Here is a 15609-nt window from a genome sequence, read left to right on the forward strand (position 1 = left end):
GGCTATGAACTAACCTACATCCACTTAGAGATGGTTCACGTTGAGTTAGCTGATTTAATTAATTGCCAATTTATAGTTTTTACTTTCCTGCTTAAAATAAAAAACCGCAACAACGGCCATGAGTAGCCAATAGATAAGATAGGTTAATGCAAAAGCATAAGTTACACCAATTAATCCATAGCTCCTGGAAAATGAATAACTCAAACCAACAAAAACCACACTTAAAATAATTTCCGTTATAACGTATGTTTTTGTCCACGCTTTTGCCAGCAGCAAATAGGTAAATAACCAACTTGCAACGCGAAAAAAATCACCTATAAGTTGATAAGAAAACAACTCCGTTGCAGGAGTAAAGGTTTTACTGTAAAGAAGATTAATTATAATCCCTCGAAAAAGGTAAATACATATAAGCATGACGCCAACAAGAGGCATAAGAGTTCTAAAAGCACTAGTGATCTCTTGTTTTAATGCTTTGGGAGTCTGCAACTCAGATAATCGCGGTAAATAATAAGTAGTTAAAGCCGCAGTGACAAACAATAAATAAGCATCGGATAAACGTACAACCGCTTGCCAATAACCCACGTTTTCCCAACTAAATAAAGTATTTAAGTCATTGCGAACTATGATTTGTGCAAGAGACACTGTTAAGGTACTTACGCTACTCATAAATGAATAACGCAATAAATTAGGTAGATATTTTTTTTCGATTTTAAAAGAAAATAAGAAGCGAAACCAATCCTTACCAAAAACAAACAGCAATGAAATAAAAACAGACGATGCTTGAGCAACTACAAAGGCGAGTAAAATACTTTTTAATGGATATAAGAGCGCAACACCACACACAATGATAAAACTAAGTACACTGCTTATGATGGTAACCGTTATAAATAGTCGTATTTGGCCAAAGCCATTTAAAATAGAACAAAGTAATAAATGCATGGCAATAAATAATTGAGCAACAGCCATCCAACGCATCAAATAAGCAAATTCAGTAGAGCCTAAAATCCATTCAGACAGTTCCTGACTGAATGTTACGCCAAACAGCATCGTTGCAAGTGAGAAAAACAATGTATAGAACGTTGCCGTTGGCAAAAACTTTTGAAGTTCTTGTGTATTAGCATATTCAGCAACGTACTTAATAACGCCTAAAGCAATGCCTCCGCCTGCGATGGTAGCAAAGATATTAACCAACGCCATAAATTGCCCTAAGATAGCGACTCCCTCGGGACCGGTGTGCATTGCTATTATTTTTAGGCTCAATATACCTGTTAGAATTTTAACCAGGGTTGATAGCCCGGAAAAAAATGATGTCTTTAATAATTTATTATGAGTTTTCATTAACCTTGTAACTTTCTAAGCGTGGACTTACAACAAAATCGAGTTTCATTGGTTGCTTATCAACGACTGATTTAATTTTAGGCTATTATAAGAAGCAACCATGATTCTTGCCACCAAATTTTTTATAAATGTTCGTTGATAGAAAAACTCCATGGCTTTTAAACCTGTTTTGGAGACTATATTCCATGCCTGGCTTGTGGATATAACTTTATTCCAATTTACCAAGATCTCTTAAGCGACCATTTTTTAATAATTGCAACCGATAAATAAGACTCTCCCACGCCAAACTAAATTGCTGCAAAAATCGAGACTGCATAGCTGGCAATTCAATAAATTTGTAGGTAAAAGAAGCAAAGGGGATAAGCAACGCAATGACTAAGAAACAGACTACAAATTTTATAAAAAAAGGGGCCTGATATACGTGAGGGCCTAATGTTTTGTCAACTAATCTTAATACCAAATATTGCATTAAATAAACACTGTAGCTAATTTGCCCTAACGCAACCAATGGCTTTAGTGTTAATAATTTAGGCTTAGCAAAGACAATGCAGAGGAATAACAAGCTAGTTAAAATGAAATGTTTAAAATTAAAGACATCATTAGTAAAAACGGAAAAAAGAAGCAATGGAATGATTAAATAAGAAAAAAGCCTGGAAAAGCGCAACTCCGCTAATTTGGGATAATAATGCAGGATTAAAGCGGCTAGAGCGCCACCGATAAAAAAAGGCCAAACAACTTTTACAGCAGGGTAGGTATAGAAATCGCGTAAAGCTAAAATGATTACTAATCCTAAAAGAGTGAGTTTTCGCTTGGTAGAGTTCAGTGAAAGATAATAGATCAGAGGTAGAATAAGATAAAACCTCCACTCATAGCTTAATGACCAAGCAACACCTATTAATTCTAAGGCATTATATTTTTGAAAAACTAAAAGCTCATAAGTGGGCGGATACAGATCGGTATTATTACCAATAAAACCGAAACTGAGTACGTTAATGCAACGCGTAAAGATATCCACGTAGCTCAATATTGGGGTTTCCATAAAGCGAAAACTTAATGCAATGGTGCATAAAGACAAAAATAGATAAAGAGGTACTATACGTCGAATTCGTTTTTGATAGAAGCTTTGAAAATCAAGTGTTCCCTGGAGGGCTTTTCCAATAAATAAATAGGCGGTTAATGCAAAAAATACCTGCACCCCCAGCCCTCCAATTCGATTACCGGTGGCAGGTAGCCCTGGAATGTGCAAATAAGATAAAAGGATTTGATTCACATGACAGCCAACTACAGCTAAGGCAGCTATGCCTCTTAACCCTTCTAAATACTGTTCATTATGATGACTTGTAGCTTGGATATTAAAAAATGGCTTCCATATGAGCATAGATAATAGCGCAATAACAAAAAAAATAAGGAAAAAAAATACCTGCACTACAATATGAAGCATAAATTATCCGTAATAAAAAAATTTATCGTGAAATGACTTTTGAAGCAGGAAGGGTATTGTCTCAAACCTCCCATCAGAAGTCTATTTTTATTAAATTTAGAAAATTAATTATGCAAAATCTAATTGCATTAGCTAGAAATATTTTACCGATAAGTGCATAGAAAAATTCTAATAGCTGTGTTATAAACCAGGGCTTAGCTTTATGTCATGACCTAGATATGTTTTGAAATCAACGCTCGCTTTAAAAGTGGATCCTTATAATTAAGATGAGTTTAGAATGTTAAGTACTCTGCAAAAAAACTGGCGCTATCTGTTCCTTGTACCCTTTTTTCTTATGGCCTTGCTTACCGCCTTTTTAGCAGAAAACAGTATCGATCAATTTAGTTCTGGAGCATTAATTGCTTCGCTCATTTTAATCATTTTAGGATTAATTCCTGGATTTGTTATGGCTTTTTCTAACGTATACGTCAGAATCCTATTAGCCACTACCCTGCTCTTTTTTTTCATTATCAGCCAGATTAAAATCCTCCCACTATTACCCTTCGGATTAAAATATCGTTACATTGCGGCCTTGGCTGCTGTCTTAATTGCAGGCCTCTTATATTTGTGTCGCAATTATTTAGACAAGCTATTATTTATTTTTTTTGGAACACTTTGGCTGGGGAGCCTTTTCATCCCTAAGCATCCTCTGCTGACAACGGAACAATTCAAGCTGGAAAAAAAGACAACGAATGCAAATCTAGCACCTTATATAGAAATTGTTTTAGATGAACATATAGGGCTTGAGGGAATATCCACAGAAAATGAGGGAGACAAACTTGCTAGCGTCTTAAGGGATAAATACCTTAATTTAGGTTTTAAAGTCTATGGTAAAACTTACAGTCGTGATTTTCGTTCCATAGCCTCATTTGCAAGTTTTTTAAATTTTAAACCAATCGATGATTTACAGTCTCATATTTCACATGATTATGAAAAGGACAAGCATAGCCTTACAAAAAATGCTCTATTTGAAGAGTTATCGAAACAAGGGTACTCTATTCACGTGCTACAAAGTTCTTATTTAGACTTATGCACAAAAAAGGAAAACTTCAATTTAGCCGAATGCATCACTTACAAACATACAGCCCCTGTACCCGGCAACCCATCGCTTAGTAATCTAGAACGATCGATAGGGCTATTAGAACAGGTATTTAAAAAACTACATCTCGACTTTACACGAATTGAGCGCTCTAAAATTTGGGCCAAACTTAATTTACCTCGATTAGAAGCACAAAGCATACTATCTCCCTCAACTGCTGCGTTCCAGGCTTTTGATGAGGCATTGGCTCTTGCTAAAAAGGTAGAAGGAAATAATGCCTACTTTATTCACCTGCTATTCCCGCATGCTCCCTACGTATTTAATAAAGATTGTCAGTATCTTGGTGAAGCTGAAGATAAAACAAAGGCTTATTTCGAACAAGTAAGTTGTAGTCATGCGTTAATTGACAAGTTTTTAAATGTATTAGCAAAAAATCCAGCTGCTGCAGACAGTACCATCATAATTCACGGAGACCATGGTTCAAGAATTGAAGAACCCGATATTCGGCTGAACTATGTTTTCACCCCAGAAAACATTATTAAAAACTATAGCGCGTTTTTTATAGTCCGCAGCCCCTTAGATAAACCAGTTTATGATTTATCACAAATATCATTAGATCAATTATTGAAAAATATTGTTTTTAAAACTAAACCAGACGCTCATGATGACTCACAGCGTACAATTTATATTCGTAGTGGTAAAGACTTTGATTTAGGTAAACACTCGATGCCTAATTTCCAAAAAGGTAAGGTTGTAGCTGAAAGCTAACTTCCTATTTAAACTAGGCTAAAGAAAAAAGTCATCCCAAAGGGATGACGGCTTAACTTAATGGCAGTGCCCCAGAGGGGCAGAACAAGTAATCTGAAAAACTATAAAAACCTTAGGGACCTTGCCTAGCCTATTTTTTTCATCAAAAAAAGTGTTCGCGAAGTTTCTTGAATGGCTCGTTCCTCTACTATGGTATAGTAATTAGAAAAAGTATTTCTGAAAGATTCCAGCTGGTAATTCGGGAAAATATCCTCTCTGCTTGCTAAAAGGCGTTGAACTTGTGAGTCTTCCTTTGGTACGAACTCTATCAGCAAATAATCGCCTAATCCGGAGAAATATTCAGCTATATGTTCAAGAGGAACATTATTAGAAATAGCTAAATGATGGATTAACGCCAAGGCCATAATTAAATTTACCTTCCCGCCTCGTTCAAGCAAGCCATCCCTCTCCGTTTGTTGCCAACCCAAGCTTGAACTGGGGTTAGTTAAATCCTGTAGTAGGGGTAGAATGGATTGGTCCTTATCCTTTTTTATTTTTTGATAATTGGTCTCTACTGCCATGGGATCGATATCAAAGCAAATAACATTTGCTCCTGCATCGGCAATAACCCGACTGTAATAACCATTATTTCCCCCCAAATCCCAAGCAGAACGTGCTCCAGAAAGAAGAAATAATTCTTTAACCGTCTCGGCCTTGTGTTTGGTTGCCGCATCCGAATAATTGGTTTGATTATAGTAATCACCCCATTCGGTTTTTATTGGCGACCAGGTTATTTTTTTAATTAGGGAGCTAAGGTTATCAATCAGGCCAAGTAAATTTATTTTAGAAATTTTCTGACTGCGCGTTGCTTTTACATTGGCCGCATTACTATATTTTTGCTGAACTTTTGCATGCGCATGAATGTGAGCAAAAATAGAAAATGAAAACTTGCTTTTAAAAGGTAATAACTTACTTGCCAGGTCAAGTGGTATACCATCAATATATTGCTGAGTAAGCTTGCCCATGCGGATATCTACTTTAGCCATTAATAATAATGGCGCTAAAAAGTGCCTACAGAACTGGTTATAAGCAACCCATGGTTCCCCTTCCTTATAGAGCGCAAAAGAAGACGTATCAATAAAGATAGGTTTCCCATGATGGAATTGAATATTATAAGCACTTGCATCTTTTAAAATCATTCCATATTCAATTGCACGTTTTGCAATTTCAAGTGTCAATAGTGCCGCATCTTTAAACTGAGAAAAGGACCATTCATAACAATACGATATAAATCCTATTTCTTCCGGCTTTAAAACCATTTGAGCTTGTTGGTTGAATGCAAACTCAAGGGCAACTTCCTGGTGAGGAATTAAATAACCTTTAGATTGTAAGTCCTTATATAATCCGGACGTCATAAGATGCTGATAGTCGGTGTAACCCGCTGCCGTAATTTGACGATAGATTTCCCCATTCAACGTATAGACTTGTCCACAAGGATCACGGAAAGAAGAGCGATGCCCTTCTACTTTATTGAGAAATTGATTAGGCTTGTTGGCTGTCATTATCATCTTTTATCTTTTCACTCCTGGAAAACAATTTTGCCTTTAATTTATGCCAATAAGTTTTTAATATAAAAAGACCACCGGTAATTGCTGCAATAGTGGACTGAATGATTAAACTACCTGTTCCAGGATCTAAATAAGCATACGCGTTAGAAACCCATATAAAAGATGAAAGTGCAATAAGAAGGTATTTCATATTGTTCCCTTATGAATTTTGAAATTATTGAATGCCAAAATTATTCTATTTTGACCATATAACTCGATTAATATAATCAACATAACTCGTTACAATTCGGACCATTTTTTTCGAAACACAACCACCCTCATAATCTGAAACAATGTTAAAGGTGCGTGCACTGTGATTATGTTGAGAGGTGACAATACGCACAGCATCCAAAACACTAGCTGATTTGAGTCCACACATAACCAAGGTCGCATCATCCATTCCTTCTGGACGTTCATGCGTGTTGCGAATGGTCACCGCAGGAAGATTTAGTAGAGAGGCTTCTTCGGTAATTGTGCCACTATCAGATAAAACACAAAATGCTTCCATTTGCAGTTTAATGTAATCGAGAAAACCAAACGGTTTTAAAAAGCGGATGCGCGAATCCAATTGGGTGACATTGAGACTCTCTAATCTTTTTCTGGTGCGAGGATGAGTGGAAACCACCACCGGCATATTATAGGTTTGTGCCAAAGTCTGTAATGTATCTAATAAATCCTGCAAGTTTTCGGGAACGTCTACATTTTCTTCACGATGATTGCTGACTAAAAAATACTGCTGGGGTTGTAAATCAAGTTGTGCCAATATGTTTGATGGTAAAATCTTGGGCATAAAATGCTCAAGTACTTCCTGCATATGAGAACCTGTTTTAATGATTCTTTCTGCTGGTATTCCTTCACTGATTAAATAGCGACGAGCATGCTCTGACAACACTAAATTGATGTCGCTCAAATGATCCAGTACTTTGCGGTTTAATTCTTCAGGAACACGTTGATCAAAACAACGGTTACCTGCTTCCATATGGAATACCGGTATTTTACGGCGTTTAGCCGAAAGAACCGCGAGGCAAGAGTTAGTATCGCCATAAAGTAAAAGGGCATCTGGCTTTTCTTTTTCCAATACTTCATCGGCTTTCTCAATGATGCGCGCGATGGCTTGAGCGGCAGTATCTCCTGCTGCTTCTAAAAAATAATCAGGTTTACGGATTTCCAAATCATCAAAAAAAATTTGATTAAGTTCATAATCAAAATTCTGCCCTGTATGCACTAAAACATGGTTTGTATGCTTATCAAACTCAGCAATGACGCGTGACATCTTTATTAATTCAGGCCTGGTGCCCACAATGGTCATTACCTTAAGCATTTGAAATATCCTACTTTAAAAACATGATAAGGGACGTAAATTACCATAAAATGAATCATAATAACAGGACACTCAATAGAACATTTACTTCAATATAAGTGCTTCAACAAGGTCTACGATTTCCTTTACCAAAGGCAAATTCCCACGTGTTTCAACATTTAATCGCAATAGCGGCTCGGTATTGGAAGCGCGCAAGTTTAGTCGCATTTGTTCAAACTCCAGGCTAATGCCATCGGTCCGGTCTATTTTAGGCTGTAAGGCAGAAAAATGAGCCTCTACTCGCTCCATCACTAACATCGCATCGGCAACTTCATAGTTGATTTCTCCGCTGCAAGGAAAGGCGCTAACACATTCATCAATGAGACTTTTTAACGACTTGCCAGTTTGACTCACTAACTCAATCACTAATAACCAAGGAATCATGCCACTGTCACAATAAGCAAAATCACGGAAGTAATGATGCCCACTCATTTCACCACCATAAATCGCATTTTCACTGCGCATGCGTTCTTTGATAAATGCATGCCCAGTTTTGCATTGAATTGCCTGGCCATTGGCACGCTGAGCAATATCAATAGTATTCCAGGTAAGGCGTGGGTCGTGAATTATTTTGCCACCAGGATGTTTCTTGAGAAAAGCTTCGGCTAATAAACCGACCAGATAGTATCCCTCCATAAATTCGCCCTGATCATCAAATAAGAAACAACGATCAAAATCACCATCCCAGGCAATACCCATATCTGCATGATGCGCCTTTACCGCCGCTGCAGTTGCTTGACGGTTTTCCATTAATAAGGGATTGGGAATACCATTAGGAAAATCGCCATCCGCATCGTGATGAAGCTTAATAAAACTAACGGGAATATTTGCCGCGTTAAAACGCGCTTCGATGGCATCAATAACATGTCCTGCAGCACCATTACCCGCATCAACGACTAGTTTCAATGGTTTTAATTGGTGTGGGTTAATATAACTCAGTAAGTGCTCGACATAAGCATCCAAGATATTTAATTGCTTATATTGTCCTTTTTGCGCAACAGGTTGAAATTCATTTTTTAGCACCAGCTCTTCAATGGCTTTTAAACCAGTATCGCCGCTAATAGGGGCGGCCCCCTTACGAACTAATTTCATGCCATTGTAGTCAATAGGGTTATGGCTGGCCGTAACTTCGATTCCTCCATCAACGCTTAAATGGAAGGTAGCAAAATACACCTCTTCGGTGCCAGTCATGCCGATATCAATAACATCTGCCCCAGCATCCATGATGCCGCGTGCTAAAGCCTGTTTTAAGGGTTCGCTACTATGGCGCACATCACTGCCCACCACCACAGAATTTGCGTTTAGAAATTGCGTGTAAGCAAAACCAATGCGGTATGCAAGCTCTTCATTCAATTCGATGCCGAGCTTACCGCGAATATCATAAGGCTTAAAACAGGCGAGTTTCATGAAAATTAACCCCTTCCATAGTTATCTTGAAAACGTACAATATCATCCTCACCCAAGTAATCACCGCTTTGCACCTCAATCATCACCAAATTAAGGACTCCAGGGTTTTCCAAACGGTGTTTGCAGCCTACGGGAATATAAGTAGACTCGTTAACGCCAACAAAAAACTCTTCTTCACCATTAACAACTTTAGCCATACCGCTGACCACAATCCAGTGCTCGCTGCGATGATGATGCATCTGCAGGCTTAAGCTTGCTCCGGGTTTTACTTCAATACGTTTTATCTTAAAGCGTTCGCTTTGCTCGAGTATGGTATAAGTTCCCCAAGGGCGATATACCGTGCGATGTAATTTATAGGCTTCATGACCACATGCTTTTAATTGGGTATAAATATGCTTTACATCCTGCGCCCGTGACTTGTCGGCAACGAGCAACGCATCAGGGGTATCCACAATTAATAAATTATCAAGCCCCACCGCGCCAACCAAGCGATTATTACTTCTTATGTCGCAGTTGGTCACTTCGTGCAAAAACACCTCACCATCACCTTCCAGGCGATTGCCTTGCGCATCAGGCTCAATCAATTCATCAATAGATGTCCATGAACCCACATCGCTCCAGCCAATCTGGCAAGGGATTACGGCGATATTTTTAGCTTTTTCCATGACCGCATAGTCAATAGAATTATCTGGAACTTGAGCAAAAGTTTCTTCATCTAACTCTAAACCAACGACATTTTGATGATGCACCAAGTGCGACTGAGCAAAGCAAGTACGTACTGTCTGCAAAATTTCAGGGCAATGCTGTTCAAGAGCGCGCAACATGGCACCAGCGGAAAATAAAAACATTCCTGAGTTCCAGAGGAAGCGGCCGGAAATTAAATATTCCTGAGCTTTGTCTAACGCGGGCTTTTCTACGAAACGTACTACGTGATTGGCTTCCGCTTCAATGTATCCATATTCTGTTTTAGGCTCAGTAGGCGAAATACCAAAAGTGACCAGCTTATCATTACCAGCCAACTCTAAAGCATCATTCACTGCCCTTTGGAACGCATCTTGATTCAGAATTAAATGATCCGCAGCCAAAACAAGCATCATCGCCTGCTCACCATACAAATGAATGGTGTTCAGTACTGCGGAGGCAATGGCTGCTGCCGTATTACGGCCAAAAGGCTCCATAATGTATGAGGTTGCAATATGATTCGCATTGACCTCAGAGCTTTCTTCAATCATTTTAAATAAAAACTCTTTATTCGTAACGATCATTGCTTCACGTACATTAGGTAAAGAGGCTCCGCGAATAAAGGCTTTTTGAAATAAACTTTGTCCGTCTGCAAGACGCATAAAGGGTTTAGGATGTAATTCACGTGAAACTGGCCAAAGGCGTGAACCCGCGCCACCACAAAGAATGATTGGTATTAGTTGCATTCCTGAGTTCCTTTTTTTGCAGGCCCGTACTCTGTTAACATTTTTTGTCAACAATTACGGACCTAAACTTACCTACGCGCTCTGCTGTACTAATTCTCGTGCATGTGAGCGTGTTTGTTCTGTTATTGTTAAGCCGCCCAACATACGGGCGATTTCATCGATTTTTTCCGCTTGTTGCAGTAAGAAAATACGGGTGAATGTTTGGGTATTATCACTACTCTTTTCCACCATAAAATGGTTGTGAGCTGAAGCCGCAACCTGGGGCTGATGAGTAACACAAAATACCTGTAAACGTTCGCCTAATTTACGCAACATTTGTCCAACTAAGGCCGCAGTGACACCGCCAATGCCCACATCTACCTCATCAAATAACAAGGTTGGTGTTGAACCCTGTTGGGCCGTGATCATTTGAATGGCTAAGCCAATTCGCGAGAGTTCCCCACCGGAGGCAATCTTACTAAGTGCATCAGGCTGCATACCCGGATTGGTGCATACTTTATATTCAACTTTATCCATCCCATGCGCATACATCTTGTCTAATGGGGTTATGTCAATTTCAACCCAGCCCTTCGGCATCCCTAACTGTTGAATACTGGTGGTGATTTCCTGAGCTAATTTGGGAGCATGCTCTTGTCTGCCCCGTCTTAAATTGTTTGCCGCTTGTTCATAAGCCGCCACCAAATCATGGTGTTTTCGTTGTAGCTCTGCTAATTTACCTTCGCGGTCTTGTAATAGGGTTAATTCATTTTGTAAGCGTTGTGCATGCTCTGCCAGTTGGCTGCTATCAACATGATATTTTCGCGCCAATTGATGAATGATACTCATGCGGCTTTCTATTTCATGCAAACGCTCTGGATCAAGATGCACACGCTCGGCAAATTGTTGCATTTCACCAATGGCTTCCTCACATTGGATTAAAGCACCATTAATTAATTCATAGGTATTTTTGATTTGCGCTTGCTCTTGCGGTAGTTGGCTAAGCAATTGCAAAATATGATTTAAGCTCGTACACACATTCGGCTCATCTTCAGCATTTAATAAATCATGAATGTGTTGGCTATGTTGCAGGTATTCTTTCGCATGGTGCAACATTTGATGCTCTTGGTACAATGCCTCAATTTCATTCTCTTGCAAATTTAAAGAGGAAAGCTCTTCAATTTGAAATTTTAGTAATTCGATGCGATCGGCTTGTTGCTCTAAACCTTGTAAGCTATCCATTTCTTGTTGAACCTTTTGGCACTGCTTATAAAGCCGAGCCACTTCATCACACAAGCTATGATTTTTCGCGTACTGATCTAATTGCTGGCGATGGGTGGCATGCTGCATCAGGGTTTGTGTCTGATGTTGTCCATGAATATGCACTAGCTTTTCGCTAAGTTCTTTAATTTTTTGTAAGGGAAAAGGTTGTCCATTAATGTACGATTTTGAACGCCCTTCGGCATAAATTACGCGGCGTAAATAAACTTGGCCATCATCACAAGAAATATCTTGCTCGGCAAGCCATTGTGCAGGCTCAGAATTTTGATGCACGTAAAAACCTGCAGTGATGTCGCATTTATCCTGACCGGGACGAATTACTGACGCATCGGCGCGTTCGCCTAAAGCCAGCAACAAGGCATCGATCATAATCGACTTACCTGCCCCAGTTTCCCCGGTAAAAGCGGTCATTCCCTGAGTGAAATCTAATTCCAGGTGTTGCACGATTGCAAATTGTTCAATGCACAAAGTTGTAAGCATGATTTATCCCTGATGTGTGGATTCCCAACCAAGCTTGGATCGTAATGTATCATAGTAATGATAATCAAGAGGATGCAGCAATCGTAACTGATGTGCGTCTTTTTGAATCGCAACTCGCTGTCCTGATTTCACCATACGCGACTGATGCCCATCACAACTTACACACAGATCTGTCTCATTGCTTTCATTAATGTGTAATTCAATTTTTGATTCACCATCAACGACCAAGGGACGTGAACTTAGACTGTGTGAAAACATCGGCACCAGCACAATTGCATTCAATTCAGGATGCATAATTGGCCCACCGGCAGATAAGGCATAGGCAGTAGAACCCGTGGGGGTCGATAAAATCATACCATCAGAGCGATAATGACTAACCAACTGCTCATTTACGTATACGGAGAATTCGATTAAATGTGTTTCATTACCGCGTGATAAAACCACGTCATTTACGGCATCACCTTCAAAATAAGTCTCGTTATCATCATAGATCCGAGTATGCAATAAGAAACGTTTTTCTTCTCTATATTGTCCCGCCAATACCGCACTAAGCTGGCGTTCAATATCATGAGGTAAAATATCAGTCAAAAAGCCCAGGCGACCACGGTTGATTCCGATAACCGGCGTATTTACTTTCGTCGCCATGCGAGCGGCGGAAATCAAACTACCATCCCCGCCAATCACAATGATCAAATCGTTTTTTTCACCCATCTCATTTTTAGTTAAGACCGGTAATTGCACATCAAAACCCAGCAAAGTATCAACGTCTTGATAGACGCTGACCTTTTGGCTTTCCAAAAACTCAACCAAGCGATTTAAGCTGTCGTTAACCCCTGGGTTTGCACGATGTTGGCGTGCATATAAAATCACACGCTTAAATCTAGTTTTATTCGTCACTGTTTGCTCGAGATGCTTTTTTGCGATCATGTTCTTTCAGCGATTTTTTACGAATACGGATTGAATTAGGAGTTACTTCAACCAATTCATCTTCATCAATAAATTCCAATGCTTGTTCCAATGTTAATCTGATTGGTGGCGTTAGAATAATATTTTCATCAGTACCTGAAGCCCGCATGTTGGTTAATTGTTTTTCTTTAGTCACATTCACTACCAGATCATTATCACGGGCATGAATACCAACCACCATACCTTCGTAACAAGGTGTTTGGTGTTCGACAAATAAACGTCCGCGCTCTTGTAAGTTAAACAAGGCAAAAGCACGTGCAGCCCCTTGGCAATTGGCGATTAATACACCATTCACACGCTTACCAATTCGTCCTTTATACGCAGGACCGTAATGATCATACACGTGATACATCAAGCCAGTACCGGAAGTAGCAGATAAAAACTCGCTATGGAAACCAATAAGGCCACGAGTTGGTATGATGTAGTCCAAGCGTACTCGCCCTTTTCCATCCGGAACCATATCTTGCATTTCACCACGGCGCTCACCCAACTTTTCCATGATTGCCCCTTGATGGTTTTCTTCCACATCAACGGTTAAACGCTCATAAGGCTCTTGTTGTTCGCCATCAACTTCATGCAGAATTACTTCCGGCTTACTGATTGCAAGCTCATAGCCTTCACGACGCATGGTTTCAATCAGAATAGATAAATGCAATTCTCCACGGCCTGAAACACGGAATTTATCCGGATCCTCGCAGTCTTCAACGCGTAGGGCCACATTGTGTAATAATTCAGTATCCAAACGCTCACGAATTTTACGTGAGGTAACAAATTTACCTTCTTGACCGACAAAAGGCGAATCATTTACCTGAAAGGTCATGCTGATAGTTGGTTCGTCAACTGAAAGTGCTGGTAAACCTTCAACCATGGATGGATCGCAAACTGTATCAGAAATTTTCAAGCCTTCGATACCCGTAATCGCTACGATATCACCGGCACTTGCCTCTTCAATCTCAACACGTTCCAAGCCTCTAAAGCCTAAGAGCTGTAATAAACGACCAGTACGAATGTTGCCTTCTTTATCCATGATTTTCACAGGCGACTTAGCTTTAATTTGACCACGAGTAATACGGCCAATACCAATAGTTCCTACATAAGATGAATAATCCAAAGAACTGATTTGCATTTGGAATGGGCCTTCAGCATCCACTTGTGGAGCCTGAACTTTATCAATAATGGTTTGCAGTAAAGCACTCATGTCCGTAGCTTCATCTTCAAGATTCAGCTTCGCATAACCATTTAATGCAGAAGCATAAACAACTGGGAAATCTAACTGCTCATCTGTTGCGCCAAGATTGTCAAATAAATCAAACACTTGATCCATAACCCAGTCAGGGCGTGCTCCAGGGCGGTCAATTTTATTGATCACAACGATTGGATTTAATCCACGCGCAAATGCTTTTTGCGTTACGAAACGGGTTTGTGGCATAGGGCCATCTACCGCATCAACCAACAACAACACACTGTCTACCATCGACAGAATTCGCTCAACTTCACCACCGAAGTCCGCATGTCCTGGGGTGTCAACAATATTAATTTGATGATCATTCCAATACACACACGTGTTTTTAGCTAAAATAGTAATGCCTCGTTCTTTTTCCAAAGCATTAGAATCCATAACGCGCTCGACTTTAGGTGCGCGTTCATTAAGAGTACCTGTTTGTTGTAAAAGTTTATCAACAAGGGTGGTTTTGCCATGGTCTACGTGTGCAATGATGGCAATATTGCGAATCTGTTCAATCATAAATAGCCTTTAAAGGAAAAAACAATGTATTTGTTCATAGATTCGACATTATACATCAATAGGCAACTAAAACCTATCCGGCACGTTAATAAAGCTAAATTCAATAGACTATCCGGGCCTATGTTTAGCCACATGTAAAATAAAAACTACTGATTTGTCTTAAAATACACATAAATACTGAAGCTTTGCTAGACTAGTAGTGTGAGCGCTTAAAACGGGGGCTATATGCAACCATTAATTTTACATCCGACTGATATTAGCCAATGGCATGCCTTGGTTAATGAGGCTCAAGCTGCAACTCGGCTTGTACTCAATGAAAACACCGAAAGTTATTTAGTGTTTTTATTAATGCGTTTTTCTCAAGGAACTAAGCTCATTGAATCAGTTATTGCTCTCGACTTTTTAGAGTCGGTCCATAAACCCCGCCCCATAAAAACACAACATCTGCGTGATGTCGGTGATAAAAGCTTATTATTCTGTGGTCTTTTTCCTGGAATTGCCAAGCAACGCCACGTCAGTCTCAGTTATTTTTCAGAAATGGGGCAGGCAGCTTATTTAAGCGTGAGTGAATTGGAGGCCAAACCGTCCTCCGAGCTTTACATCGAACTTAGTGAGCAATTTATTAACTTACAACAAATCTTGCGGGCAATGCGTGGGCAATGTGTGCAGTTAATTCAAACAGATTGTAATCTATTGTCTTCGATAAAATTAACATTACAATAATATAGTAATAGATACTTGGTTGCGTGCAACCAGG

Annotated in this window: 12 protein-coding genes; 2 read left to right on the plus strand and 10 right to left on the minus strand. The window is 39.5% G+C overall.

Features of this window, described 5'->3' with window-relative positions; all coding sequences use genetic code 11:
• Positions 1-54 precede the first annotated feature (54 nt).
• Together ACQY7T_RS02425 and ACQY7T_RS02430 are read right to left on the minus strand one after the other, a co-directional pair.
• Positions 55-1338, minus strand: a complete 1284-nt coding sequence (locus ACQY7T_RS02425) for an O-antigen translocase (RefSeq protein WP_428411124.1) — start codon at positions 1336-1338, stop codon at positions 55-57.
• Positions 1339-1546: 208 nt separating this feature from the next.
• On the minus strand, positions 1547-2779 hold the full coding sequence (locus ACQY7T_RS02430) for an acyltransferase family protein (protein ID WP_428411125.1): 1233 nt from the start codon (positions 2777-2779) through the stop codon (positions 1547-1549).
• Between the two features lie 277 nt (positions 2780-3056).
• Between ACQY7T_RS02430 and ACQY7T_RS02435 the strand changes: the two genes are divergently transcribed.
• Positions 3057-4625: a sulfatase-like hydrolase/transferase gene (locus tag ACQY7T_RS02435; RefSeq protein ID WP_428411126.1), complete on the plus strand. Its 1569-nt coding sequence runs from the start codon at positions 3057-3059 to the stop codon at positions 4623-4625.
• Positions 4626-4750: 125 nt separating this feature from the next.
• On the opposite strand, the gene ACQY7T_RS02440 is transcribed toward ACQY7T_RS02435, so the two are convergent.
• The 8 genes from ACQY7T_RS02440 to typA form a co-directional block, all read right to left on the minus strand.
• Positions 4751-6166, minus strand: coding sequence for an SAM-dependent methyltransferase (locus tag ACQY7T_RS02440; RefSeq protein WP_428411127.1), 1416 nt, complete (start codon positions 6164-6166; stop codon positions 4751-4753).
• On the minus strand, positions 6147-6362 hold the full coding sequence (locus tag ACQY7T_RS02445; RefSeq protein WP_428411128.1) for a hypothetical protein: 216 nt from the start codon (positions 6360-6362) through the stop codon (positions 6147-6149). The genes ACQY7T_RS02440 and ACQY7T_RS02445 overlap by 20 nt, the downstream gene beginning before the upstream one ends.
• A gap of 45 nt (positions 6363-6407) precedes the next feature.
• Positions 6408-7532 carry a non-hydrolyzing UDP-N-acetylglucosamine 2-epimerase gene (gene wecB, locus ACQY7T_RS02450; protein WP_428411129.1) on the minus strand — a complete coding sequence of 375 codons (1125 nt, stop codon included), beginning with the start codon at positions 7530-7532 and terminating at the stop codon, positions 6408-6410.
• An 84-nt stretch (positions 7533-7616) separates the two neighbouring features.
• Positions 7617-8978, minus strand: coding sequence for a phosphomannomutase CpsG (locus tag ACQY7T_RS02455; RefSeq protein WP_428411130.1), 1362 nt, complete (start codon positions 8976-8978; stop codon positions 7617-7619).
• Positions 8979-8983: 5 nt separating this feature from the next.
• Positions 8984-10405, minus strand: coding sequence for a mannose-1-phosphate guanylyltransferase/mannose-6-phosphate isomerase (locus ACQY7T_RS02460; protein ID WP_428411131.1), 1422 nt, complete (start codon positions 10403-10405; stop codon positions 8984-8986).
• Positions 10406-10477: 72 nt separating this feature from the next.
• Positions 10478-12142, minus strand: coding sequence for a DNA repair protein RecN (recN, locus tag ACQY7T_RS02465; protein ID WP_428411132.1), 1665 nt, complete (start codon positions 12140-12142; stop codon positions 10478-10480).
• Positions 12143-12145: 3 nt separating this feature from the next.
• Entirely contained in the window at positions 12146-13069 is a 924-nt protein-coding gene (locus ACQY7T_RS02470) for an NAD(+) kinase (protein WP_428411133.1), read from the minus strand.
• Positions 13029-14852 carry a translational GTPase TypA gene (gene typA, locus ACQY7T_RS02475; RefSeq protein ID WP_428411134.1) on the minus strand — a complete coding sequence of 608 codons (1824 nt, stop codon included), beginning with the start codon at positions 14850-14852 and terminating at the stop codon, positions 13029-13031. Before typA ends, ACQY7T_RS02470 begins: the two co-directional genes overlap by 41 nt.
• Before the next feature lie 225 nt (positions 14853-15077).
• Here typA and ACQY7T_RS02480 point away from each other — a divergent pair, with 225 nt between their 5' ends.
• The gene (locus ACQY7T_RS02480; protein ID WP_428411135.1) at positions 15078-15575 is read left to right on the plus strand and encodes a hypothetical protein; all 498 of its coding nucleotides are present in this window, start codon (positions 15078-15080) and stop codon (positions 15573-15575) included.
• Positions 15576-15609 lie beyond the last annotated feature (34 nt).

Origin of the sequence: Legionella sp. (assembly GCF_965140895.1) — a bacterium.
In the GTDB taxonomy this organism is placed as follows: Bacteria; Pseudomonadota; Gammaproteobacteria; order Legionellales; family Legionellaceae; genus Legionella.